Source organism: Kribbella sp. NBC_01245 (assembly GCF_036226525.1).
GTDB lineage: Bacteria > Actinomycetota > Actinomycetes > Propionibacteriales > Kribbellaceae > Kribbella.
In genome coordinates this window covers 1,791,658-1,817,763 of the sequence record NZ_CP108487.1, presented here as the reverse complement: position 1 = coordinate 1,817,763, position 26,106 = coordinate 1,791,658, and the positions used below count along the sequence as shown (strand labels likewise).

The following is a 26,106-nucleotide window of genomic DNA, read 5'->3' as shown; positions in this document are numbered from 1 at the left end:
CAACACATCACCAGGGTGTCACCAAGTGCTTCCTGTCCGGGGTCGCCGCGCGGCCCCGGACAGGACCAACTTCAGTACTTCAGCTGAACGCGGTGCGGATGCGAACGGCCCGGCGCAGGTCGTCGGCCTCGTCGCCCACCGAACGGCGGATCCCGGTCGAGACCGAGTCGTCCGCGACGAGTGCCTCGGCCTTGCGGACGACCTGCTCGTCGATGACCGTGTTCGGGAAGGCGAGCAGGGCCGTGCGGGCGATCACCCAGCCGGAGCGCAGCTTCTCGGTGCCGGCGATCTCGGCGAAATAGCGATCGATGTACGGCGCGGTGACCTCGAGCTGGGCCGGATGCCAGAAGCCCTCGCAAGCGGCGTACAACTCGTAGTTCGCCACTTCGGCGTCCGTGCTGATCAGGGCCCAGGCGCGCTCCTTGGCCTCGGGCGTCGGCAAGGCCGCGCGGCAGCGGACCGCGTGCACCTCGCCCTCGGACGACTTGTCGCGAGCCAGCTCGGCGTCGATCTCGGCGTCACCGATGGCGCCGAGCCGCGCGAGCTGGAGCGTGATCAGCCAGCGCAGGTCCGCGTCGACCGCGAGGCCGACCGGTACGTCGGAGCCGGCCAGCCAACCCGTGAGCAGGCCGGTGTCGGTCGTCGTGCCGACCACGCCGCGGGCGATCGCCAGCTGCAGGCTGCTGCCGGCCGGGGTGCTGCCGAGGCGTGCCGTGAGGACGTCGGCCAGGCGCCCGCGGTACGGCTCGTACGGCAGGTAGCGGCCGAGCAGCCGGCTGCGGCCCCAGGCGACCAGGGTCGCGACCGCGATGTCGGAGTCCTCGTGCGGAAGGGCGGCGAGCAGTACGTCGAACGCGAGGCGCGGGTCGAGCTCGGCGTCGGCGGTGGCGTCGCGCAGGCTGTTCCAGATCACGGCGCGAGTGGCACCGTCGCTGATGTGGGGGAGCACCTTGGCCAGGTTCTCGAGGCTCTTCTCGTCGAGGCGAATCTTGGCCCACGAGTCGTCGAGCGCATCCGGCACGACGACAGCGATCGCCGGGTCGAGCTCGACGTCCACGGCGTCCGCGTTGAGCAGCACCGGCACGGACAGCGCGCGCCCGGTCTCGTCGTACCCGCCGACGGTCAGTTGGTGCGGACGGCGCGCGGTCGAGCCCTCCGGCGCGGCCCGGTGCAGTCGCACACCGGTGGCGGTCCGCTCAGCCGAGATCGTGTCGAGCCCCGCCGTACGGAACCATTGCGCGGCCCACTCGTCCAGCCCGACGGCGCCGGCCTCGGTCCACTTCGCGAGCAGGTCGGCGAGCGCGGCGTTGCCGAATTCGTTGTCCTTGATATGCGCGCGGACGCCGTTGAGGAAGACGTCGTCGCCGAGGTAGGCGACCAGCTGCTTGAGCACGGCCGCGCCCTTGGCGTAGGAGATGCCGTCGAAGTCCTCGAGCGAACCGGCCGCGTCCTTGACCGCGTCACCGGCGACCGGGTGGGTCGAGGAGCGCTGGTCGGCCTGCATGCCCCACCACTTGCGGACGAAGGCGAAGTCCAGCCAGTTGTCGGTGTAGCGCGTGGCGGCGGTGGCGACGCGGTAGGCCATGTACTCCGCGAACGACTCGTTCAGCCAGAGGTCGTTCCACCAGCGCATCGTGACGGTGTCGCCGAACCACTGGTGGGCCATCTCGTGCACGATCGTGCGGGCCCGGTTGCTGCGCTCGCCCTCGGTCACGGCCGAGCGGAAGACGTACTCATCGCGGAACGTGACGCAGCCCGGGTTCTCCATGGCGCCGGCGTTGAACTCGGGAACGAAGACCTGGTGGTACTCACCGAAGGGGTAGCGGTAGCCGAACAGCCGGTGGAACTCGTCGAACGACTGGCCGGTCACCTCGAAGATGTCCTCGGGGTCGAGGTGCTGCGCGAGCGACTGGCGGCAGGCGATGCCGAGGTTGATGCCGTCGTGCTCGCTGCTGACCAGGTGGTACGGACCGGCGACGAGCGTGACGAAGTACGTCGAGAGGGGTTTCGTCTCGGCCAGCTCCCAGCGGCCGGGCGACACCTGCGTGGCGGCACCGTTGCCGAGGACGATCCACTCGGTGGGCGCGGTGATCTTGAAGCTGTACGGCGCCTTGAGGTCGGGCTGATCGAAGCAGGCGAAGATCCGGGGCGCGGCGTCCAGGAACGACATCCCGTAGAGATAGACGAGCCCGTCGGCCACGTCGACACTGCGGTGCAGGCCCTCGCCGTCGTTGGAGTACGCCATCTCGGCCACCACGACCAGCTCGTTCTCCGCCTTGAGCCCACTGAGCTCGAGCCGGCCATCGGACAATCCGGCCACGTCGACGGCCTCACCGTTCAGCGTCACCGAGGTGAGCGCGTGCGGTTTGACGTCAAGCCAACTGGCCTGATTGGTCGCGGCGAACTGGATCCTGGTCGTGGACCCGAAGGTGTGGTCCCCGGTGGTCAGGTCGAGATCGACGGCGTACGAGTGAACGGTGAGTGCGGCCGCCCGGGTACGGGCTGACTCGGCGGTGAGGCTCGGCATGCCCCGATGCTATGTGGTGCCTCGGACAAAAACTGTCCGGGCGGCAATTCCGTGGTCCGCCACCACTCAAGAATCACCGCTGACGGACCACTACTGTTCTCCCATGACTGAAAGTAGCCATCGCCAGCTGGGTGATTCGGGCCTGACCGTGAGCGTGGTCGGTCTGGGTTGCAACGCGTTCGGCAGCCGGATCGACGCCGACCAGACGACGGCGGTGGTGCGGGCTGCGCTGGATGCGGGCGTGACGCTGTTCGACACCGCGGATGTGTACGGCGGTGAGCCGGGCGAGAGCGAGACCCTGCTCGGCCAGGCCCTCGGCGCCAACCGGGCCGACGTGGTCGTGGCGACCAAGTTCGGCATGGACATGCGCGGGGCGAACGGGCCGGACTGGGGTGTCCGCGGCTCCCGGCGGTACATCCGCAAGGCGGTCGAGTCGAGTCTGCGGCGCCTCGGCACGGACTGGATCGACCTTTACCAACTGCACACGCCGGATCCGCAGACGCCGATCGACGAGACCCTCGACGCGCTGTCGGAGCTGGTTGCCGAGGGCAAGGTTCGGTATATCGGCAGCTCCCAGTTCGCTGGTTGGGAGGTCATCGACGCCGACTGGACCGCTCAGGCCGGTGGACACCAGCGGTTCATCAGCGCCCAGAACAAATACTCCCTGTACGACCGATCCGCCGAGGACGAGTTGATCCCGGCCTGCGAGCACGTCGGCGTCGGGATCCTGCCGTACTTCCCGCTGGAGTTCGGCCTGCTCACGGGCAAATACCGCCGCGGCGAATCCGCGCCCGAGGGCACCCGTTTGGCCAGTCAGACCTCCCGACTCGAAAACGCCGACTTCGACCGGATCGAGACGCTCGAGGGGTTCGCCAAGGAGCGCGGGCTGTCCATGATCGAGGTGGCCATCGGTGGTCTCGCGGCTCAACCGGCCGTCGGCTCGGTCATCGCCGGCGCCACCCGGCCCGAGCAGGTCGAGGCGAACGTCGCGGCCGGCGCCTGGCAGCCCACCGCCGAGGACCTCGTCGCCCTGGACGAGCTATGACGTTGATCCTGCTGCCGCCATCCGAGGGCAAGACCGGGCGCACTCGCGGCAAGCCCGTCCACCTGCCGTCGTTGTCGTTCACGGAGCTCAACCCGGTCCGCGAGTCAGTCCTGGAGGCGCTCGCCAAGGTCAGTGCTAGCGCGGACGCCGAAGATGTCCTCGACGTCGGACCATCGCTCGCCGCCGAGGTCGAGCGCAACACCCGCTGGCGCACCGAGCCGTCCGTCCCGGCCTCCGAGTTGTACTCGGGCGTGCTGTACGACGCCCTGGGCTTCTCGACGCTGTCACCCGGCGCCAAACGGCGAGCGGGCTCGCGGCTGCTGGTGGTCTCAGCCGCGTGGGGTGCCTTGCGAATGGCCGACCGCGTCCCGGCGTACAGGCTCTCCATGGGTACGACGCTGCCGGGGCTCGGGCCGCTGGCCTCGGTCTGGCGCGAGCCGTTGGGCGAGTCACTCGGGTTGGCCGCCGGCGATGGGCCGATCGTGGATTGCCGCTCGTCGACGTACGTCGCGGCCTGGCGACCGAGTGGAACGCAGGCCGATCGGTGGGTTTCGGTCTCGGTGGTGCGCGAGCGCGACGGCAAGCGGTCGGTCGTGTCGCACAACGCCAAACACACGCGGGGCGAGGTGGCCCGGCATCTGCTCGAGTCGGGGAAGGACCCGCGCAGTCCGCAGGGAATCCACGCGTTGATCGCGCAGCGCTGGACGGCCGAGCTCGAGCGGGCCGCCACCGGCTGGACTCTGACCGTCGTCGAAAGGGACTGACAAGGTTCACCGCTTGGTGGTTTCCGTTGGCGGCCCGGTGGGGAAGGGTTTGGACAGCGAGTCGTGGGGGAGTCGCGGGGGATGTCCGCCCGAACCTCGGAGGTCCGAGATGCGTCGCTTATCCGTTCTTTGCCTGCTCGTCCTGACAGTGGTCTTCTCGTTGACCGCTCCAGCGGCGTTCGCTTATCCACCGACTCCGCCTAGCGAGGCGACTGCTCGGTCGCAGCTCAGCGCGTTGACGGTCCGGGCTGAGGGGTCGACCAATGGGTATAGCCGCGACTTGTTCCCGCATTGGTCGACGGTGTCCGGCACGTGCGACACGCGGGATGAGGTGCTGAAGCGGGACGGCACTGGGGTGACCGTCGACTCGGGGTGTGAGCCGACCGCTGGTCGTTGGTACAGCGTGTACGACGCGGTCTGGGTGGAGGACGACTCGTCGGTCGACATCGACCACATCGTGCCGTTGGCGGAGGCGTGGAGGTCGGGTGCGAACACGTGGACGACCAGTAGGCGCCAGCAGTTCGCGAACGACCTGACCCGCGCACAGCTGATCGCGGTAACAGCGTCGAGCAACCGCTCAAAGGGCGACCGCGACCCAGCCTCGTGGAAACCCACCAACACCAGCGTCCACTGCATCTACGCCCGCGAGTGGATCTGGGTGAAGTCCTACTACGGCCTCTCCCTCCAGTCATCCGAAAAGACCGCACTCACCTCAATGCTCAACGCCTGCTAGACCACCCCCTTCTTACGTTCATTCGTCGCAATCCGCCCTCTTCCCGCCGCGCACCCGCACAGGTACGCGGTGCTGGAGGGCGGATTGCGACGAATGAACGTAAGAAGGTATGCCGCCGACGTCCTGGCGTGAGTGGTCGCGTTCTGCCGGGCCACTCGCGCGCGGGTCAGAGGTGACCACTCGCGGGAGGAAGAAACGGCGCGCGCGGTGGCGCTGGCCGTTAGGGGCGGGGGGTGACGCGGATTAGGCGGAGGGCGGCGTGGGGCCAGGATTTGGTTAGGTCGGGGGGTTTGGGGGTGGCCGGGAGGCCTACGGGTGGGGCTGTGCAGAGGTCGGCGGTTGAGCCGGCGATGGCTAGGAAGAGTACGAAGTGGCCGGTGGGGATGGTCGAGAGGTCCACGTCGATGGGGACGGCTCGGGGCATGCGGGCGTCTACCGGGACCGATAGCGGGATGCGCGCGGGACCGGGTGGGCGGTCCCAGCCGGTGGGGACGGAAGGGACGGGGCCGGCCGCGAGGACTGAGGCGACGTACGCGGGGAGGTTGGTCACGTCGGTGTTGAGCAACGTCGATGGGGATGCGCTGGATCGCCAGAGAAGTAGGGCGAAGGCGGCCGTGGGGGACGTGTCGCGGTGGTGGATGAGGACGTCGACCGTGCTCGGTTCCTTGAAGACCTGTTGGACGTCGAGCAGCGTCCGGGGTACGACGACGTTCTCCAGCAAATCCACTTCGGTCGCGACCGCGTCCATGGCGAGCGGGGTCTGCCAGCCCGCGCGATAGACGGCGAGCGGGTCGGCGGCGTTCGCGGTGACCTGGCCGGTCGGGCTGAGATGAGTGCCGCCGACAACCGAATCCCACAACGCCTTGTTGATCTTGGGTTCGACCGGTGCCAATGCCGGCAGCGTACTGCGGTGGAATTCGACCAGCGCGCCAAAGGCGTCGGTCCACCGACCATCCGCGAGCACCGACGGATAGATCCACCGGAACGCGGTCTGGAAGGTCCACAGCTGGTACGCCGGAACGTTGCCCGCGTGGATCGTGTCAGCGGGCCCCAATCGCCAAGTCGGCGCCGTGGCCGGACTGGCCTTCGGCCGGATCACCACGTCGGGACTCGCATACGGAACCACGTCGGCCGAGCCGGGCCGGAGTCGCGGGTTGGCCATCGGTGTCGGCAAGCGTCGCCGGTCGTCGCGCAGATGGACGCGCAGGTACGTGCGTTGAGGCTCAGTCGCCGCCTTCAGGTCGAGCTCCCAAATGCCACGAGCCTGGATCGCCGCCCGCAACAACCGCGGGCTCGACGCATCGCCAGTCGGGTCAACCCAAATCGCCAGATCCTGTACGGCGGCCTGGGGGAGACCATTAACGTCCCACGTCCACGTATGCGGCCAAGGCGAACCGGCGGCGGGCGGACCAGCCCCGCGGACGCCACGCCACACGCCCGTCACGGTTCCGACGTACACATTGCTGGTCACCTCGGGGTCGACCACAGACGAATACGCAGGGTCGAGTGGCGGGAGTTGGCTGCGAAGTTGCGTCGGGAAGAAGCGGCTGCCCGAGTCGTGGAAGAGCAGACACGTCTCTCCAGCGGTAGCACCCGTCGTGACGAGGTAGAAGTCGTTCGAGCCGGGGATCGGCGCCACGTCGCTGAGCATGGTGACGGCCGGATCCGGCGCATCGGCCACCGCGGGCGCGAGAACGACGCCAGCCGGCGCGACCAGCACGCGCGAGCTCCACTGACCGGTCACCGCGTCCTGCGTCCACCGGACCAGCCCGTTCGCAAAAAGCACCAGGATGACGGTCGGGCTGGCCCACTTCGCCGTGATCACGTCACCCAGCGGTCCGTTGCCCCCGGCAACAGGTGCGAGCGGGGCGCCACCCGGTACGCCGACGCCGCGGTTCGCGGGCAGATCGCCACCGCCGGAGCGCGGGTTCGGCGCGACGCCGCCCGGATACGGCAGCACTCGCCAGGTGTTGACGGCAGACGTGCCGAGGTTGTCCGTAAGCCAGACGCGGTTGGTGCCGATCGCGAGACGGCCGACAGTAGCCGTACTGCGCACTGTGGCGGACCCCGAGTAGAAGGCCGACAGGTTGCTTTCGCGGTCGGTCGAGATGGTGACGGTGCCGGAGTTCTGGTCGAGCGGACTCGCGAAACCGCTCGACGGATCGGCACCCCAGTTAGCGCGGAAGAACTGGGACACGATCAGCTGCGACTGGTTCGGGTGGAACGCGACTCCGCCGCCGTCACCGCCCATCATGTCCTCCCACACCACGTCGCCGATGCGCGAGTGGCGCCCGTTGTCCTGCGAACCGAAGGCCGCGAAGTGGCTGGACGACGGGTGTGGCGCGATGAAGTTGGCCTCGAGCGCGGCCATACCGGTGGCCCGCACCGCGAAGGTCTGCGCACGGCCGGCCCGGGTCGAGACGAAGACGCCGCCGTCGGTCGCCACCCACACCTGGCGGTTCGGCGCGGCGCCCGCGAACCGGATCATGTGTACGTCGGGGTGAATGTCGTCGCCGATGAGGCCAGCGGTGCTCGCGCCGTCGCCGCCGGGAGGCGCGCCGACCCTCGACACCCCCGGGGCGGGCACGAGCGCGGACCCGGCGACGTCCATGCACCACACCGAGGCGCTCGGGCTCGCCACGTTGCCGCCGAGGTAGATCCGGTCGACGCCCGCGACGATATCGACGGCGATGGTCTGGTCGTAGTCGCGCTGGTTCTTGCCAAGCGAGTTCCGTAACCAGACCATCGGTACGCCGGTCAGCAGGTCGGCGGTCGGCGTCGCCGCGGCCGCCGCCGGGATACGCCAGACGGCGGCGTCCGTCGCGGTGGGTGCACCCGTCTGCCGGTCGCCGAGAACGTAGACGCGGTCGGCGGCGGGATTCGCGAACGACATCCGGCCCACGATCGGTACGGCGCCAACGGCCGTCGGATCGAGGTTCGTCACCCAGTGGAACGTCAGCCCGGCGTCGTCGCTGAACGCCACCCCACTACCAGGCGGCGCGAGCGCGGTCGGGGTCTCCAGCCCGCGCGCGACCGAGACCAGCAGGCGTCCGCCGGTCAGCCACATCACGTCGGTGACGATCGGCTGTTGCCCGGCGGGAAGTCCCATGAACGGCCCAAGCGCCGGACGCGCCACCCACGTGAACGACCCGTTGTGCGGCGCCGCGGCAGGCCCACGCGTACCGAGGAACAACCCGCGGCTGGTCGCAGCCATTACCCGGTCCAGGCCGGCACCTGACGTGGTGCCGGCCGTGGACGCGGGATCGCGGGCAAGTTCGAAGACGCCAAGATCCTCCAGCAAAGCGATCCCGGCCTCGGGTTCCCACGGATCAGCCGATGCGGACGCCGCCGGGCCACGCGCGGCCAGAACACCTCGGCCGCCGAGCGCAGGACGTGCAGGCGGACGGCCGAACCCTTGCAGCTCGCCGGTCCCGATCATCACGAAGTCGTCCGCGGCTCCAGCGCCAAACGAGACGAGCACGCAGCCGCACGCCTGCGCGTTGTTCACCCCACCCCGTACGCCGGCGCGCTCAGCCCAGCCGCCAATGGGCGCCCAGGTCGCCGCGCCATCCTCGGTGTACCAGAGCCCGCCCTTAGCCGTGGCCGCGTAGGCCCGGCGTCCATCCGTACTCACCGCCAAGTCCCGCACCCGCCCAGTCGCCCGCGGCCAAGAGGCCCCGAACAGCCCGCGCTTCGACCGCACCACCGACGGCCCGATCGGCACCCACCGCCTAACATTGTTGCCCGGGGCAAGCAACCCCGCCTCAAAGACGTCAGCGACCCGCGCGGTCAACGCCTCGGCCAACGCGGCAGGGTCAAACGAGCCAGCGCGATTGGCGACGAAGGCCTGCCGCTCCGAGGCCCGTCCCCGGCCGTACTTTCGCGGGCTCACGATGAGCCTTCTTCGGTCGGAGTCACGCGGATATAGCCTTCCTGCGCCTCGTGTGGAAGACGCGGCAGGTACGCCGACTGGGTGGCCGCCACGATCGCGTCATCCCGCCAGGTGAGCGGGCCGGTCCGGCGGGTGAACGTCTGGTGGTCGCCGAGCAGGTTCACCAGTGGCAGCCGGATTTCCGCGGGATCGACCAGCACCGGCCCGACCCGCACCGACGGCACCAGCTTGCGCAGACCCGGCGTGACCCAGTCGTCGGAAAGCGCGAGCTGCTTACGCGGCAGGATCCCTGAGGTCAGATGTACCCGGCCGACCGGCAACATCAGCAACGTCAACCGCACGGTCTGGCCGACCCGAAGCCGGATGGTCCCGTCCGGCACGAGGTACGGATGCGCGAGCGGATCGACCGCGGGGGTCGTGACCGCTCCGAGCAGTCCGAGATGACCGTGCTGCCGCCCACTGTCGATCGCCTGGGCAGCGATCACTCGGTCAACGAGGTGAAGGTGCGCGTAATCGTCGTCGACGTAGAAGCCGAGCAGAGCGTCGTCCGCGCGCGTCAGCGCCCCGAGCCGTACCTCGAACCGCTGCTCCCGCATCGCCTCGAACGCCGCCCGCCGCGCGTCAGCGCCACCCGTGGCCACCACGTCGACCTCGTCCAGGTCATCCGGCGCGTCCAGCCGGAGCGTCGCCCGTACGATCGCCACCGGCCGTCCGACCAGGCCGGCCACGGTGGGCGAACCGATCGCGGCGAACGTGTCGACCGTCCACAGCGTCGTATCGATCGCCCGCAACAGCGAGGTCAACGCGCTAGCCGCGGGTGGCACGTCGAGATGGCGTGCGGCCGCATCCGCCTGGACCAGCCCGGCCGCGATCTCACCGGTGATCCGGCTCTGCGCGTCCAGTTCGGTCAACGGGCCCGCGTCCGGCGGAATCGGCCGACCGGGTGCCGGGTCCCAGACGACGGCACCGCTGACAGCGTCATGGCCGATCTGCCCGATCGCCGTACCGCCGACGGTGAAGGCCTCCAGCTCCTCGTCAATGTGGTCCGGCAGCAAGAACCCGGAGACCGGATTGACCGCGCCGACCGGATCGAGCTGGTCGACGTACGCCTCGCGCAGCTCTTCGGGCGCGGTCGCCGCAGCCTGGCTGGGATCGACCAACCGGAAGAGCCAGCGGGCCAAGTGCTGGATCCGCGGCCGCAACCGAATCGTCCCGGTCTGTCCATCGACCTCGAGATCCAAAGTCGTCGCGGTCGCGTCGAGAGCCGCCGACGGGATGTCGAGGGTACGCCCAAAGGCGTCGACCAGACGCAGATTGTCGAGCCGACAAGTCCCGCCGAAGAGGGGCGCGGGCGCACCGGTTGCCTGAGGCAACGGGTCCTCGCCGGTGCCACGATCCAGTACGCCGACGTACGGGATGCCGAGCAGTTGCTCGCGGATGCCGTCGAGTGATGCCGACACCAGGTCGAGCGGTGCGACCAGATCGCCGAGCCGTTCCAGCGCGTTCTGGTCGGACGTCGGCAGGGTCGAGCTGCCGGTCGCGTCGCGCTGGATTTCGGTGCCGATCCAGCGCCGGATGCCCTCATGCAGCGACTTCGACACACCCTGCCCGATCGGGCTCCGCCCCGTGAGCGTGGTCGTGACGGGGTTGCCACCGCCAGAGACGGGGGAGTCGGGCTCAAGGTCGAGGTCGTCCAGTTTCCAGCCGTCGATCGAGTCCCGCCCGTCGAGCGTGACCTGCCACTCCAGCCAGAGCGGGATCCACGGTTGCCGCCAGGTGGTCAGCGCGACCGGGCTCGGCGGCGTACCCCGGACCAGCGCGTGCTCGGCCAGCACCGCCGTGATCTGCCGGTTGATCATGGTCGCGCTGACGGAGACCCCCTGCCAACCGCCATTCGCGGCCGGCTCTGCCGATGACGAGCCGACGTGCGAGGTCCCGTCGTACACGCCCTCGACGCCGTACAGCCGGACCATCTCCGCGGCAATTCGGTTGCTATAGGCAACCAGGTTCGCGCCCTTCGGAGCACCGACCGCGGCGAGCCACCGATAGCCGTACGGGTTCAGCAGTACGGCCTCGCGGACGACGCTGAGCACCTCGGACGGGATGGCGCCGGAGCCGAGTGAGGGCAGTACGGCGCTGCCGGTGACTACGCCTTCGATCTCCGGCACGCACTCGCGGGGATAGCGGCAGCGCAGTCGCCCGTTCCCGTCGAACAGGCCGTCGCCGTGGTGCCGGTGGTTCGGCCGGGCGCCGCGCAACGCGAGCATGGGCGCCTGCGGCCGGAAGAACCGTGGCGCCGGGCGAACCACCTCGCGCGACTGCGACAGCGCCTTCCCGACCCCCTTCAACCTCGTCTCGCCCGTCCGGGCGGCGAACGCCTTCTTCGTACGACCGGTGCCAAGCGACACGTCAGACCATTCGAGTCGAGCGGCGAGACGGTCCAGCGGTTGCGCGGCTCGCCCTTTCCGGCCGACGGTCATCGGCCCCATCGGCGCGCTGTCCTCGGCGTGTAACCGGTCGGGCTGCGCGGCGGCGAGCGGCGTACCGGGTAAGGACCAGAAGCCGTCGCCGTGTTCGCGCTCGGCCAGATCCTCCAGCCCATCGGGCGAGCCGAGCTGCTCGATCAACCCGCTGGTGAAGGCCGCCATCAACGTCTCGGCCGACCGCCGATCGGCCTCGCCCAGACCCAACGCCTTCGCGCCAAAGGCGGCCGCGACGTCATCGGTGTCCTGCCCGAACGCCACTCCGACGGCCTCGGGCGCCGGCCGATCGTCGGCACCCGGTAGCTCCTTGCCGATCGGAACGCCGAGCACGCTGCCGTGCACGAGTGTCGCGTAGCGCGGAAGTGCAGGCATCATCAGCACCTTCTCCGCCAGCTTGACCGGCGACTTCATCGCGAAGGTGATGTTGTCCAAGGCGCCCGAAACCGTCCGGCCGTCTGCTCCCTTGATCGCGGCCGGAGCGTTCTCCTGCGGCGCCTTCAGGCCGATCGCCGAACGCAGCCGGACCAGCCGCGGATCCTCCTCGACCAAGGCGTCGTCGTCACCGTCGTGGACGACGTGCCAGCCGAGCTCGGCCAGCCGCGCATCCAGCCGACGCGGCCCGATGGAGCCGGCCAGCGGGTCCTGATCGAGCGAACTCCACCACCCGGCGACGGTGTAAACCGCCTGCTCGCCCTCGGGCTTCTTACCCTCCAGATCATCCAGCGGATCGTGGAAGCCGAACCGCCCAGCACTGGCCGAGTACGACGCGGTCCAGAGCAACGACCCGCCCGCAGCGCCATCGAGTGGCTGGATCAACGGCTGACCCGACGACGTCGGCACGGTTCCGTCGTACGACGGCAGCGGCATGACCGTCGCGGTCGGCGCGTCGATGACCCAGCCACGGACGTCCACCTGCGCGCCTTCGCTCGGTTGCAGCGTCCGTATGACCACCCAGCGATCGGGTAGTGCCGGCAACTTCAGGGCGCCCTCGTAGTCCTTGCCCGACAGCAGGGCGTCCGGCATCGCCCAATGCAGATGTACGCCGCTGGGCCGCACCTCGCCGGCATCGAACGGACCGGGATCACCGGCTCCACCCGTGACGGGCACGGTCTTCTCGTCGTCGACGGCCGTCACCACGAACGCCTGGACGTCAACGGGCACAAGGATGCGGGTCCGCCGGGAGATCCGACGGTCCCAGTTCGCGATCGTCGGCAAGTCCACCCCGGACCGGGCGAGCACGGTGAACCGGGGTTCGAGGATGGCCTTGCGGCGCAGCTCCGGATCGACCATCACGGACCCTCCTGCCGGAAGACCTGTTCGATCATGACCTTGTACGCGACCGTCGGTTTGAAGACCAGCTTCACCTGCGTGAGACTCGGATCCCCGAAGACCTGGCGGAAGGGGAATCGCACCAGCTGCAAGGCGTACTCGGAGCTGTCGAGCCCATCCGCCGCGCCACTGCCGACGCGCGGTTTGAGCCGCCGTTCGAGCCGCTGGATGTCGACCACGCCAGGTGTGCCGACGCGGAACGGTACGTCGATCGGCGCGCCCGGCAGGTATTCGAAGGTGGTCGCGTTCCGTGGTTTGAGGGTGGCCTCGACTTGGCCGTTCTGCTCGTTGGCCTCGAAGCCGAACTGCACGCCCTGCCGTGGTTCCTCGAGATGGACGACCTTGGGCACGCCGTCGAACAGGCACAGCAACACCGCCGGCGCCAGCCGTTCCAACCGAAGCAGCCGCATCCGGCCGGGCTCGTCCTCCTTGATCCGGGCCTCATCGGCATCCGGTCCGGCGTCGATGCTGAACGCCCGGACGTGCATGGCAGGCCAACCCGAGACGGCCTGGGAGCGGAGGATGAACCCGCTGATCGGTCCGGCGTCACCGGCGTACCGCTTCGAGCCGCGGTCCCGGCGGAGATTGCGCTCCTCGTTGTCCAGCTCGTCCCGGACGCTCGGGTATTGCGCGGTCAGCTGGGTCCGGTCGTCGCTGTTCACCGTGCCGACGGCCAGTGCGCCCTGGACGAGCGCGTCGGTCCAGCGCCGGTCGATGTAGAACCAGCGGATCGACTCGGGCGGCAGCAGCTCGGTGTCCGCGACCAGGTACGCGAACGGCACCCCGTCGAGCAGTCGCAGCCGAACCAGCCAGTCGCGCAGCTCGGCGGGAAGCGCGCCATCGCCGTCGTCCTCGGACGCGATCTCGACCGGTGGCAGCTGGCTGATCGCGAACGGCAGCTCTTTCAGTACGGCCGTGGCGGTGACCTTCATCGGTTGTCCCCCTCGATCAGGTGGTCGAGTGCGTCCGGGATCCGCTTGTTCCGGGCGAACGTGTCCATCACCAGCCGGTCGACCTCGCGGTCCAACGTTGCCGTGAGCAACCGTTGTACGTCCGGGCTCACGCTGGCCGGCTTCGACCGCAGCACCGAGGTGTCGCGCAGCCTCGTGAGTACCTCCACTGGATCACCCGTCAGCACCTCCCGTGAGAACCCGAATCCCGTTGCCAGCAAGGCTTCGGCGGACTCGTCGATTGGCAGGCGTACGCCCTGGGTGACCAGCGGCGCCGGGTTGCCGAGCAGGTCCTCCGGACGCTTGATGGCGGCCTCGGCCAGACCACGTCCGAGCCGTACGCCGATGCGGGCGTCGATCTTGCCGACCTCGCCGAGGATGTCGGCCAGGAAGTGCGCGTGGTCCTTCCACACCGCATCCCGGCGCGCGATCTGGTACCCGGTCTGCCGCCAGCGCATCAGCGCCGCCACCATCGAAGGCCGGGCCAGTGCGAGCAACCGCCCGATCTCGAACGCCGCCGAGATCGAGATGTCCTCCCGCCCATCCGGTACGACGATGCGCAGCTGGTCCGCCGCGTGCGCCAGCGGCAGTCGCTCCAGGTTCGTCGGGTGCGGCACGAACGGACCGCGATACCAGCAGCGCACGCCATCGCCGCGCCGAAGTCGGTGGTCCAGCCCGGTGTGGCCGGTCTCGACGACCTCCAGCGGCTTGCGGCCTGACTCGTCCGGCTCCTCCGGCACTGTGCCGAGCAGGCCCGAGTCGAGCCCTTCGACCAATGACCGGAACGTCATGCTGCCGAAGGAGCTGAAGCTCCAGTGCAGCAATACCGGGAACCGCATGGTCGGATCGAGCTTGACGAAGTCACCCGCGACGAACCCGGACACCACGGCATCGGAGAAGTCACGCGCCATGTCGGCGTACACGTCGGCGTTGCTCTTCAGCTTCGCCTCCGCGGACCACCCGGTCTGCTGCACGGACTTGGCCGCGGCCGTGCCCGTGGCCGGGATGCCGGAGATGGTGCCGATGGTCTGGACCTCGGCAGCTGCCGGCAGGTGGTCGAACGCCGGCGCCGGGGTGACGTCGTACGGCGTCATGCCCATCTTGGCGTGGTCCCACTGGGCCAGGTTGGTCTGGATCGCGACCGTCTTCGTCGGTTGCAGCGTGAACGCCGAAGGCTCGGGCGCGCTCGGGATCAAGCTGGTGAACTGGCCTTCGAGGCTGACCAGGCAGGCCAGGTACTTCACCGGCACCGGGTTGCCCTGCGGGTCGCGTCCGGGCAATGGCAGACGGTTGCCGATGACAACGGCCAGGAAGCCGTCGTCGTCGCCCATCATCAACTCGGTGTCGTGGATGTCGACTTCGCGCGCGTGGGCCAGCAGCGGTACGTCGAGCCGGGTCGGGAAGATCCGGTCCACCATCGACTTGCGGATCTGCAGGTAGTTGCCGAGTTCGACATCCGCCTTACCCGGGAGGGTTTTGCCGGGCGTGACGCATTGCGCGACCGGCTGGTTCAGCTTGAGCTCGGCCTCGCCCTCGGCGACCAGCACCAACGCCAGCCACGGGTGCGTGCGGGGTTGGCCGGTCTCGACCAGGCGCTCCCACGGCAGGGTCCGTCGCCGGATGACCACCTGCGGCAGGCGCGAGCCGTACGAGCCCTCGCTCCCGGCGGGCGGGTACGTGGACAACACCTGGTCGGGCGGCAGCGTGTACCTGGGGGAGCGGACCGTCACGTGCGCCGGCAACTCCGCGACCGGCAGCTGTCCCGCGGCATGGCCGGTGGCGGTCAGGTCCTGGTTGACCTTGAAGCGGTAGTCGCCTGCCTGTAACGGCGGCTCGATCCGCGAGTAGAGCACGAACTTGCCTTCACCGACGGCCATCAGCGTCCCTCGATCCAGCTCATGCGGCACCCATCGCCCGCTGCCGACAGCAGCCGTCCGGCCGCGGCGACGACGCCGTCGCGAACGATGGCCTGGCTCAACGCCTCTACACCTTGGTCGCCGCCGAGCACGCCGGTGACCTGCCAGTCGCCACCCGATCGAACCTGTACGGCGACCGGGGTCCGCCCGCCTTGCAGCGGGTAGATGAGCACTGCTTGGTCGCCGGACAGCAGCACTATCGGCGGCAGTTCGTTGCCATCGGCATCGAGTGCCCGGCGGGTGCCGGTGAGGTCGAGCTCGACGGACTCCAACCGGTCGCCCGAGCCTTCCTCGAGCACAACCGCGACCGCTTGGATCGAGTGGCTGAACCAGGTCTTGGTGGCCGCCGTGCCGGCGAGCAACTCGGCTGCGGTCACCCACACGGCGCCTTGCACGGTCGGCCCGCCGTCGGCGGTGATCACGCAGCCCGCGGCCAACGCCGCTTGCGAGCCGAGAGAGCACACGCGCGACCGCAGATGCCAACCCGCGAGCCCGTCGCCAGTTCCGGTCGGCCCATCAGCCTGTACGGCGACCAGCGCCGCGCCGGGTGGAACCGCTAGTTCGCGGATGACCGCGTCAACGACGACCTCGCCGTCGCCGCGAAGAACGGTCACGCGAGCGTTGCCGTCGACGATCAACTGCGGCCGCTCGTCCCCGAAGTCGACGGACGCGTCGGGCAAGGCGAGCACGACCAGTTCGCCCGAGGCCAGCATGCGTCCTTCGTCCGAGACCCTTCGGTTGGCCCTCGTATTGTCATCGAAGCCGCTGTCGAGACCGCCGACCAAGCCGGTCAGGCCGCTGGTCCCGAGCGCGTACGACCGAACCGCGCCGACGGCCTCGGTACGCGGCACCCGCACGGCGGCCAACGTGTCCTTCTGCTCGACCGAAGGCACGGCCGTGGTGTGCAACCGAATCGGCAGATGCGCCCCCAACCGCGCCTGCACCGAGTCGAGGGTGGGCGCCGTACGACGCTTGAGCCGCCGATCGGCCACCGTCGTACCGCCCGCTCGCTCGGCCACCCCTGACCCGGCGGTGAGATAGCCGGCCACCACGGGCGTACGCAACCTGCGCAACGGCTTGCCCGGTCCCGGATCAACCCGGCCGGCGTCGGCGTCGTCACCGTTCACCTCGGCCATACCGTCGGCCAGCGTCCCGAAGAGAGGCGGCGCCGCGACCTCACCCCGGTACGACGCCTTGGCCAGCGCGCTGCGTTCACCAGTGACCAGAAGCCCTGCAGGCGTCGCGGCCGTTTGTGCGGTGAAGAGTTGCGCACTTGCCGCGTTGAGCGCTGCGGCGACGGTGCCGACGACGGGCAGTACGACGGTGGTGGCCTGCTGGAGGAGATCGCCACGCGCCGGCCCACCGGCCTGCAGCGGCAGCGGTCGACGAGCGGCTTCCACCTTGTAGTAGTCGATCTCAGGCCCGCGGGCGAAGTTGGTGGCTTCGGCGACCAGCCGGACGAGATTGCCGGCCTGTACGACGTCTCCCTGCGGCAGTGGAGCCGGCACACCGTCGGATTCGGGTTCACCCCAGGCTCCGATCGGGAACGAGTCCCTGCCAATCGTGCTGCCCTCGGGCCTCGGCGCGGCGGCGGCCAGGTTGGCGCCCAGCAGCCGAAGCCGATCGTTGATCGCCTGCCAAACCCCGGTCGACGGGTCGCGCTGCTCGAGGCGGATTCGCAACGTCGAACTGAGCGAGCCGGACTTCATCGGCTTCAGCCCGAGACTCGCCGCCAAACCGTCGGACCGGATCACCGGTACCGGCACGACACCGGTCGCCAGATCGACGTCGACCCGGGAAGTCGGAACCGTGGTCACCACGGTCAGCTCGAACTCGGCGTACACCTCGAACGGGCGCTCCGGCGTACCGTCGGACGTTGGCGCCGAGCGGTCGCCATTGGTTGCCGCGGGCAACGTGCCGCGTCCGGTGATGGCCGACAGCGCGCGGGCGGTGCCGGACCCGGCGTCCTCCAGGTATTTCGCGACGAACTCACCCCAGGCCAGCGTGCGTGGATCGGTCTTGCGCTCGCTGCCGAAGCCGACGGTGATGTCGCACGGCCCGATCTCCAGGGTCGCCTCGCCGGAGAAGTCCGGGCCCCAGACCTTGATCTTGGCGCCGATTGAGATGCTGAAGCTGATCGTGCCGAAGAACGTGCTGATCCTGATCCCGGCCGAGATCCGGGCGTACGCCATCACCTCGAACCAGAACGGGTCGAAGTAGACGATGCCGTGCGCGCCGAACGCGATCTTCGCCCAGGCCCAGCCGAAGCTCGCCGAGACCTCGACGTCGACACCGGCCATCAGCGCCTCGGAGGTGAGCGCGAAGTAGGCGCCGCCCTTGATCACGATGGCGTCGCTGAACCGCCAGATCAGGCCGAGCCGCGGTACCTCGGGATAGCCCTCGCGGTGGAAGTCCGGATGATAGCCGCCAAGCGTCATCACGAACTGCCCGGCCAGCGGGCCCTTCCACCAGATCGCGAACGCGAAGCCGCCGGTCAGCCGCACCTCTGGATAGAGCAGCCACGAGTTCTCGGTGAGCCCGGCGCGGATCATGAACACGCCTTCGCGGGTGGAGAACCGGGCCAGCAGGCCGAGTTCGATCGAGACCAGCGCCGCCTCCGGTCGCGGCAAGGCCATCCGCGCGAGGCCGAGCAGGTTGATCTCCAGCCCGTCGCCGAAGGACACCGCGATCACCGCGATGCCGTCGACCAGCGCGAACGAGTTGAAGCTGATCCCCGCGGCGAACCAGAAGTTGCCGCGCTGTGGCGGGAAGTACTCGTTGAGCTTGCGCAGCTCGCCCATCGGATCGTCCGACGGCCTGGACGCGGGATCGAGCGCCTTGATGAAGGGGAAGTCGTTGAAGTGCGTGACGTCGTCCGGGATCCGCAGGCCGCGGTTGATGCCGAGACCGCCGCCGATACCGGTGACGAAGAACGCGGGCGGTCCACCGATCGGCCCGTTGATCGCGCCGAAGACGAAGAACGACGGATTGCCGTTGTCGTCGGTGTAACCGCCGAACACGGACAGGCCATAGATCCCGAACCGGCCGAGCAGCATGCCGACGTACGAGACCGGACCGTTCTCCGGTGGGCCGATCGTCTTGAGCATGCCGCCGGACAGGGAGATCCCGGACAGGTCGGCCGATACCGCCAGGCCCATCAGGTCGACGGCCCAGCTGTCGGCGTCGAGTACGTCGCCGCCGGTCCAGCTGAGCGACAGCCGGTCGACGGCGGCGGTCAGGCCGAAGATCGAGACGCGGCCGTCGAACAGCAGCGAGATACGGCTGACGGTCCCGGCCGTCTCAACGGTGTCGAGGCCGACGCGTTCGAGGTACAGCGGGCCGAGCTGCCGCTGGACGACGATCCACCACGGCCCTGGTGGCGGTCCCGCCCGCAGGGATACGGCAGGCCCAAGGCCGGGATGTTTCTGGACGGCGATCGAGGGCGAGAAGGCCGGACGGCTCGCGGGTCCGGCCTGGCCCGCGTCGTTCATGATGCTGTTCGCCACGCCGTTGCTGCCGCCGCCCGCGCTGGGGGAGAAGGCGAGCCCGGCGAGTTCGAGGTTGACGCCACCACCGATACCGGCCGGCGTGGCTTCGCCGTACAGGTGGACCGCGATGCCGTCGAGCGACACGGCACCCAGTGACAACAGGGCGCCGGTCATCTTGCTGAACCGCAGACCGAGGCCCGCGACCGAGACGGCCGGGACGATGGCCAGCGTGGCGGCGTCGGGGCCGGATAGGACGTAGATGGACAGGCCCGCGGGCACGGCCGGGTTGACCCAGGTCGCGTCGACTTCGAGCTCGACCTTGACGTCCCCCTCGGCGATCGTGAAGCGCCGGCCCGGCGCGAGCGTGATGTTGACGCCGAGCTGCTTGGTGGCGGCGCCGGTGGCGGCCAGGCCGATGGTCACGACGCCGTCCAGGGTGACGGACAACGCGGGGGCCTGGGCGGCGTTCCAGAGCAGGCGCTTCAGTCTGACGAGTAGCGCGTCGGGGTTGAGCAGGTCGAGCGCGAGGCCTGGATCGACTTCGGTGCTACTCGCGACGTTCGTGAACACGACGCCTTGCAGGCATGCCTTCGCCTTCGCGGTGAGCACCGGCTGCAGCCCGTCGACCACCACGCCGCCCGCGATCGAAAGCGCGAGGGCCAGCAGCCATTGGCCGGCTTCGGCCTCGGTGCCGAGCGATTCCCCGGTCACCGTACGGCGGACCGCGGCGAGCGTCGGCGGACTGGCGTCGAGCGCCCACCGGAATTCCACCGCCCTCGCTGCCAGATCGTCCAGCGCGAGGCCGACACCTATTGTGCGTGCGGTCGTGGCGGATCCGGCCCGGACGACGATCAGTGGTCTTAGCGAGAACGCCCCAAGGTCCAGCACGATCGGACCAAGCGTTGCCGCCACGTCGACCCCGGTGGTCGACAGCCGCAGCCGTTCCACCATCAGCCGGCCGACCCCGTCGATCTCGACGTCGGCCTGGATCTCGATCGCCGGTACGACACCACTCGCGTCGAGCACCACGCGGAAGTCCCGGCCGACGCCGAACCCGAGCGTCACCTTGTCGGGCCCGGGTGTGACTTCGACCAGGGCGTGCGCCGGGTCGAGGGCGTTGGCGATGGCCGCCGTACCGGAGGTGATGAGCTGCGGCAGCCGGGCCGTGAGCCGGGTCGCGGGATCGGTCGCGAAGGCGGTCACCTTTGCCGCCGTGAACGTCGCGCCGTCCCGGAGATCGAGTGCGCCGCCGACGTCGAACACGGCCTGGCCGACGGCCTTCACGAGCGTCGTACCGGCGTCGGTGCGGTGACCGGCGAGGGTGTTGAGCACGATCGGTACGACGGTTTCACCGGCCGTGGCCAGTACGTCGCCGAAGCCGGGGCCACCGGGGTAGAGCTGGAGGGAGGGCGCGGGCGGTCGGATGAGGCTGAGCCGGACTGGGGGATCGGTGCCTGGGGCAACTACCAGAGCGAGGCCGCGGCCGTCCACGTTGACGGACAGCTCGAGGGTCGGGTGGGGGAGTGCGTCGGGTCCGATCAGCAGGCCGCCGCCGAGTTGGGTCGTGACGATGGACCCGCCGGTCATGTTCACGGCCAGGCCGACGTCGATCGTGAGCCGCAACTGGTCGCCCGCCTCGACGCCGTATCCGACTGCTACGCCATTGCCAAGCGGCCAGCCGGTTGCCGAGCCGCGATCCGGTACGACGAGGGGTGCGAGCGCGTCGAGTAGCACTACCGCGTTGGTGGCCTGCAGTGGTAGCGCATTCCGCAACCATGCGCCGGGATCCTGCACCAGGCCGATCGGTACGACGACGCCGCGGAAGCCGAGCGGATCCGCCGGTGTGAGCAGGCCGACCGCGTCGAGCGCGGTGTCGAGCAGAGGTGCCGCCGTACTCGAGACGAGTTGTCGGAACGCGCTGAGCAGGCCGTGCGCCGTGACGGCAGGCAGCAGCGTTGTCGCCAGGTCTTTGAGGGCGGTTGGGTCGGGGGTGGGCAGTAGTGCGACCTCGCGTCCGGCCCAATCGACCGAGACCGTTGCGGTCGGCAACGTTCGCGCTCTGAGCTGAAGGCCGCCCGCTGTCCCGATTGACGCGGTTGCCGAGGCGCCCGTGCTGGTCAACGCGACCTGGAGCTGGAGTGGCGCCGCGTTGAGGTTGGCCGTCAGCGTGCCTGCGGCGAGGTCGATGGCGATCGTGGCCGGGCCGATCGTCCAGTTGAGAGTGCTGCCGGTGCCGGTGGCTGCTGGCACCAAGGCGCGGAGTCGGGTGGCGAGTTCGTCTGCGCCTGCCGTGACGGCGCCGCGCAACGTGATCGCCGTGTCGTGCAGCAGCCGGTCGAGGCCGTCGGGGTCCAGCCCGCCCGCGCGGGTTAGGCCGACGAGGTCGAGCACGGCGGCGAGATCGGGTGAGGCCACGCGCAGACGGCCGACCACGTCCGAGAGCAGTACGCGGACTTCCGGAACCACGCCGGTGATGTCGATGGCCGGTACGTCGGGCGCCGCGCCGGCCGCGTCCGCTCGGACCACCCACCGCTCTCGGTCGATGTCGAAACCGCGCGCCTCGTGCAGCACCAGCTCGGCGTCACCCGGCCTGCCGTCGAGGGGTACGTCGATCTGGGCGGACATCCAGCGCAGATCGCCGACCGTGCTGCCCGAACCAGGGCCGCCGACGAGCCAACCGTCGTGCACGCCGAGGTGTACATCGAGCACGACACCGCGGATCAGGGACGCTTCCAGACCTGGACCTGGTGTCGCCCGACCGATCCGGCACAGCTCGACGCGCACACCGATACCGACCAGGAGACCGCCGAGATCCAGGTCGATCACCGGTACGTCGAGGGCGGCGTGCAGTCCCGTCCTGGCGGCGTCGTCGGCTCCGGGTGGTGGGATGTTGGCGGCGATCCGCGCATTGATGCCGTCGGCAACGAATGCGCCGAGCCCGGTTTTGAGGGTCGACTCATCCAGCTGTCCGAACACCGCGTGCACGGTCAATCCGGCACGTCTCGCCTCGCCACCGGCCGACGGCAGATCGAGGTCGCTGAGGCTTCGCTGGATGACCCGACGGGCCTGCTCATGCGGTGTCGCCTGCTGCGCGAGCAACTGGTCTGGCCAGGACGGGACGTTGGGCCGGCGCAGTCGTTCGAGGAGGCGCAGCGCGTCACCACCGAGGCCGTTGCGGAGGCTGTCGACGGCGAGACCTGCCCACGGCGTACCGACTGTCACGACGTTGGAGACGGCCGGGGCGGTGGCGGCAGCCCGGATCGCGGCCGCACCACAGGCGCCGTACGCGATGACGACGACAGGGTCCGCCCGATCCGCCAGCAAGACGCTGAGCCGGGCGGCCTGCTCACCGACACCCCCGCGGTCCGGTCGCGCGATGGCGGCCGCCGCCGGCGTGGGCAGCCGGACGAACCAGGTACCGCCGCCCGATGCCGGGATGGCGCCGCTGGTGTCGGCGGTTTCGGTGCCTGTGCGGTCGAAGGCGGTTCCGGCTGGGCGGTCGGTGGTCCAGGTGGCTTCGCAGCCGACGTGGATGACGGCGGCCGGGGCCGGGTCGAGCACGTCGCCGACCAGTAGGCCGACACTGCCGAGGGCGACGAGTTCGTCGTAACTCAGGCCGCCGAGTTCGAGACCGGTGACGTCGTCGGGGAGCGTGGCGGGCTGCCCGGTGAGGCCGTCGGTGCCGGTCCAGCGGGTCAGCAGCAGGCCGAGGCCCTCGGCGAGGGAGTCGCGTCCGACCAGCAGATCGGCAATGTCCGGAAGGGCGGTGGCTGCGCCACGCAGGATGCCGACGATCGTTTCCGGCTCGGGTTGCTCGCCGATGGTGAGGGCGGTGAGGCGTGGAAGCAGTTCGGCGAAGTCGTTGGAGCAGCCCGGATCCATCCAAACGGCCAGCCCGGGAGCGCGCGCCTGCCCGGCGACTGGGCAGCGGTACGGCGTACGGACTGAGCCCGATCCGAACGGCACGCTGGTGTGGAAGCCGCTCAGCAACGCCGCGACTGGGCCGAGCGCTGTCCGTACGTTCTCGCAATCGAGGATCAGATCGGCCAGCCACGCTTGGACGGCAGCGCCGGGATCCAGGCCGAGCAGGCCTTCCAATGACAACCGCGCGCCGCTCCCGGTCCAACCAGCGAACTCGAGCAGCGCGTCGACCGTAGGGATGCCGAGCTCTGCCAGGAGTGCGGCGGCGGCTTGCTCGATGGCGGGCCAGTCGGGGGTTGGCAGGACGAGCTCGCCGTTGTTGTCGAACTCCGGCAGCGGGAGCGCGATGCGCGTCTCGCCCGCGACCACCGCGAGGCCGTCGGCACCGACGAGTGCGCGGAGTCCATGGGCGGGGGACCAGCTGGCCTCGATGGCGAAGTCGTTGGCCGTGATCGCGACGGACCCGAGCGGCAGCTCGACGGGTTGGCCGTCTTGTCTGCCAATTGACAGCTTGCCGTGCGTGTCCACCACAAACGCGGCCGTGCCGGTGGCGAGGTCGGTCCGGAGGAGCAGGACGCCCAAGGTGGCCGTGACTTCGTGCTCGCCGAGAACGGGTGTCGTCACCGCGCCGACGAGGTCCACTGACAGCGTCGTACCGTCTCGCCAGATGTCCAGCTCGACGCCTTCCACCAGTTCCACTTGCCAGGGATCGACGGCGGTTCCGGCTCCGGCGATCAACGCGAACGGCTCGCCGGTGACGAGTGACCTCAGTCGTCCGAGTACGTCGGCCGCGGCTGCCGTCGCATCAGTATCGGTGAGGTCCTGCCAGTAGTCGCGGATGGCCTTGATCGGATCGGCGAGCAGCTCTGGTAGTTCGATGGCGTCGATGCCGGTCGGCGGGTCCAGCCCGATCAACCGGTTGATCAGCACGCCTGCTGGTCCGAGGTCGGCGATGGCGTTTCTCAGCGCGGTCTCGAGTATGTCCGCCGCTGCATCCAGCGCTGCCGATGGCGACGAGAGATCGAGTACGTCGTATCGCGGGCCGCCGTTGGTGATGACGACGTCGTGCAGGGTGAGGACGAAGGCGGGCCGGCCGGCCGGATCCAGGGCGATACCCGTGTGGACACTGCCAAGGTGGGGCGCTGTGCCGGGGATGAGGTCGGCGCCATCCGCGTCAGCCCCGAAGACGGCCTCGGCTCGGAGCGCCGGCAACGCCGTACAGGCCCCTGTTCCGGTATCGGCGCGGAGCAGGTCTGCGGTGAGCCTGGCGCGGGCGCCCGTTCCGGTATTGAGGGCGATCTCGGCCCAAGGAATGAGCAGGGGATGACCGGCCGAGCCCGGTTCGACGCGGATGCCGATGACGAATTCGAGTGGGCCTGCGGTGACCCGGACGGCGTCGTCGGCAGGGATGAGCGTGCCGCCGAGGAGGCCGGCGAGTTCACCCAGCCAGGCGTCGCGGGCCGTGTTGTCGGACAGGACTTGCTCGACCCACTCGACCAGCGCGGAGATGCCTTGTGTCGGCAAATCGGCGAGCGGTAGCGGGGGTAGGCCGCCGACGTCCCTCAGGCCTATTAGACCGGCGACCGCGCGGAACGGCGCGAGGGCTGGATCGAGTCCGCTGAGGGCGTCGGCCTGGGCACGGACGAGGCCGAGTACCAGGTCGAATACGTCGGTGCCGAGCTCTTCGAGACTGCTCGCGTCGAACGAGAACGTGCGCGGGGCTTGGGCGCCGGGGAGCTGTAGGCCTTGCAGCTCGAACTCTATGGAGAGGTCGTCGCCGCTGGCGGTCGGGATGCCGAGACCGACCGAGACCCCGGCCAATCCCGCCTCGCCGGGCGGTGGCGTGGTGTCGGTGAAGGTCGCGTCGACGGTGATCCCGATCCGGGCGCCGGGCGTGCCGAGCATCAGCCAGGCCGGCAGGTCGCCCGTGCCGGCGAGGGCGGGACCACCCCGTCGCGCGAAGCGGAAGACCGGCACGTGGATCCGGGTCGAAACGCGGGGGAGCGTCGTACCCGTGTTGTGGTCGACGCCGATTCCCAGCTCGACCTGGCCCGCGACGGCCTCCACCACGGCGTACAAGGTGATGCTTTGTTCGCTGAACAGAGGCACCCACGTTTTGCCGGAACGCACCCGCTGGTCCGGCGGCCCGAGGATCTCGTCGACGAACTCGAACAACGCGGTGCGCTGCGCGTCGTCCGCGAGCAGGTGCCGCAGGCCGTGCTGGTTGCCGGTCGTCGCGGTGGCTCCGAGGGGGTCGCCGAACCAGGACGAGTTGGGCTGGCCGTTCGGATCGAGCAGGCCGATCGCCGTCGCCAGTCGGCCGAACGAGTCGAGGCTGTCCGCGGTCATCGTCATGGTCGTCGCTCCACCGGCAGGATCAGCAGTACGCCGCGGGCGGCCGCGATCGAAGCCGGCACGAACGCGCCCTCTTGCGCGCAGAGCGTCTGCGCCAGATGCAGCACCGCCTCCCACGCGAACGCAGTCAGCGCGGACGACCACTCGTCGATCACCAGGTCAACGCCGACCGGCCGGGTGAGTGCGGACATCACCAGCCCGGCAGGCGCCCGATCAGTACCGACCGCGAACGGGACCTGGATCAGCGCGTCCTCGCGCAACTGGTCGCACGTGACGGTGAGCGTCACGGTGATCAGACCCTCGCGGCAGTCCAGACCGATCGACCCGGTGCGTACGAGCAACTCGCTGGCGCCTTGCACCCAGACGACATCGGCCGACGAGTCTTTCGGCAAATCGGCGACCAGGCGCACGCTCTGCTGCAGAAGGCGTTGCGCCTTCTCGGCCTCGACCTTCAGCAGCGGCCCGGGTCTGGCGCGGACCGCCTCACGGCTGGCCATATTCCTCGAACAGCACGCCGCATTCCTCCCCCACCCAGCTCAGACCAGCCCATCCGAACCGGTCACGCCCCCTGGGTCCCTCTCCGAGAGTCCTCGCCCGCACACCGCGTGTCAAGATCACACCCCGAAAACAACCTCTTGCCCTCAGCAACCAATTTCGGGCGCCGGGACGCGCCGCGCCGGTTACCGCTCGTGATGGCTGGAGC

The 26,106-nt window shown here is 69.6% G+C and carries 10 protein-coding genes; 3 read left to right on the top strand and 7 right to left on the bottom strand.

The annotated features are described in order from the left end of the window. Positions 1-79: 79 nt before the first annotated feature. Complete coding sequence (gene pepN, locus OG394_RS07970; RefSeq protein ID WP_328994360.1) at positions 80-2,527, bottom strand: aminopeptidase N; 2,448 nt, start codon at positions 2,525-2,527, stop codon at positions 80-82. 103 nt (positions 2,528-2,630) lie between these two features. On the opposite strand from pepN, the gene OG394_RS07965 reads away from it, so the two are divergent. The 3 genes from OG394_RS07965 (at position 2,631) to OG394_RS07955 (ending at position 5,069) form a co-directional block, all read left to right on the top strand. Beyond that, a complete protein-coding gene (locus OG394_RS07965; RefSeq protein WP_328994359.1) occupies positions 2,631-3,572 on the top strand; it encodes an aldo/keto reductase in 942 nt (313 codons plus the stop codon). Continuing rightward, positions 3,569-4,336 carry a YaaA family protein gene (locus OG394_RS07960; RefSeq protein WP_328994358.1) on the top strand — a complete coding sequence of 256 codons (768 nt, stop codon included), beginning with the start codon at positions 3,569-3,571 and terminating at the stop codon, positions 4,334-4,336. The genes OG394_RS07965 and OG394_RS07960 overlap by 4 nt, the downstream gene beginning before the upstream one ends. Positions 4,337-4,445: 109 nt before the next feature. Continuing rightward, positions 4,446-5,069, top strand: a complete 624-nt coding sequence (locus OG394_RS07955) for an HNH endonuclease family protein (RefSeq protein ID WP_328994357.1) — start codon at positions 4,446-4,448, stop codon at positions 5,067-5,069. Between the two features lie 220 nt (positions 5,070-5,289). Here OG394_RS07955 and OG394_RS07950 read toward each other — a convergent pair whose 3' ends face one another. Genes OG394_RS07950 through OG394_RS07925 form a run of 6 tightly spaced genes read right to left on the bottom strand, consistent with a single transcriptional unit; the run spans position 5,290 to position 25,900 of the window. Then, entirely contained in the window at positions 5,290-8,961 is a 3,672-nt protein-coding gene (locus OG394_RS07950; protein WP_328994356.1) for a hypothetical protein, read from the bottom strand. After that, positions 8,958-12,734 (bottom strand): hypothetical protein, encoded by a 3,777-nt coding sequence (locus OG394_RS07945; RefSeq protein WP_328994355.1) that lies wholly within the window; start codon positions 12,732-12,734, stop codon positions 8,958-8,960. The genes OG394_RS07950 and OG394_RS07945 overlap by 4 nt, the downstream gene beginning before the upstream one ends. After that, positions 12,734-13,705: a hypothetical protein gene (locus tag OG394_RS07940; protein ID WP_328994354.1), complete on the bottom strand. Its 972-nt coding sequence runs from the start codon at positions 13,703-13,705 to the stop codon at positions 12,734-12,736. Before OG394_RS07940 ends, OG394_RS07945 begins: the two co-directional genes overlap by 1 nt. Then, the gene (locus OG394_RS07935) at positions 13,702-15,600 is read right to left on the bottom strand and encodes a hypothetical protein (protein WP_328994353.1); all 1,899 of its coding nucleotides are present in this window, start codon (positions 15,598-15,600) and stop codon (positions 13,702-13,704) included. Before OG394_RS07935 ends, OG394_RS07940 begins: the two co-directional genes overlap by 4 nt. Continuing rightward, the gene (locus OG394_RS07930) at positions 15,600-25,403 is read right to left on the bottom strand and encodes a DUF6603 domain-containing protein (protein ID WP_328994352.1); all 9,804 of its coding nucleotides are present in this window, start codon (positions 25,401-25,403) and stop codon (positions 15,600-15,602) included. The genes OG394_RS07935 and OG394_RS07930 overlap by 1 nt, the downstream gene beginning before the upstream one ends. Continuing rightward, positions 25,400-25,900 (bottom strand): hypothetical protein, encoded by a 501-nt coding sequence (locus tag OG394_RS07925; RefSeq protein WP_328994351.1) that lies wholly within the window; start codon positions 25,898-25,900, stop codon positions 25,400-25,402. The genes OG394_RS07930 and OG394_RS07925 overlap by 4 nt, the downstream gene beginning before the upstream one ends. Positions 25,901-26,106 lie beyond the last annotated feature (206 nt).

Coding starts and splice junctions, on each gene's coding strand:
- pepN (WP_328994360.1), bottom strand. CDS start 2,527: ATGCCGAGCCTCACCGCCGAGTCAGCCCGTACCCGGGCGGCCGCACTC.
- OG394_RS07965 (WP_328994359.1), top strand. CDS start 2,631: ATGACTGAAAGTAGCCATCGCCAGCTGGGTGATTCGGGCCTGACCGTG.
- OG394_RS07960 (WP_328994358.1), top strand. CDS start 3,569: ATGACGTTGATCCTGCTGCCGCCATCCGAGGGCAAGACCGGGCGCACT.
- OG394_RS07955 (WP_328994357.1), top strand. CDS start 4,446: ATGCGTCGCTTATCCGTTCTTTGCCTGCTCGTCCTGACAGTGGTCTTC.
- OG394_RS07945 (WP_328994355.1), bottom strand. CDS start 12,734: ATGGTCGATCCGGAGCTGCGCCGCAAGGCCATCCTCGAACCCCGGTTC.
- OG394_RS07940 (WP_328994354.1), bottom strand. CDS start 13,705: ATGAAGGTCACCGCCACGGCCGTACTGAAAGAGCTGCCGTTCGCGATC.
- OG394_RS07935 (WP_328994353.1), bottom strand. CDS start 15,600: ATGGCCGTCGGTGAAGGCAAGTTCGTGCTCTACTCGCGGATCGAGCCG.
- OG394_RS07930 (WP_328994352.1), bottom strand. CDS start 25,403: ATGACGATGACCGCGGACAGCCTCGACTCGTTCGGCCGACTGGCGACG.
- OG394_RS07925 (WP_328994351.1), bottom strand. CDS start 25,900: ATGGCCAGCCGTGAGGCGGTCCGCGCCAGACCCGGGCCGCTGCTGAAG.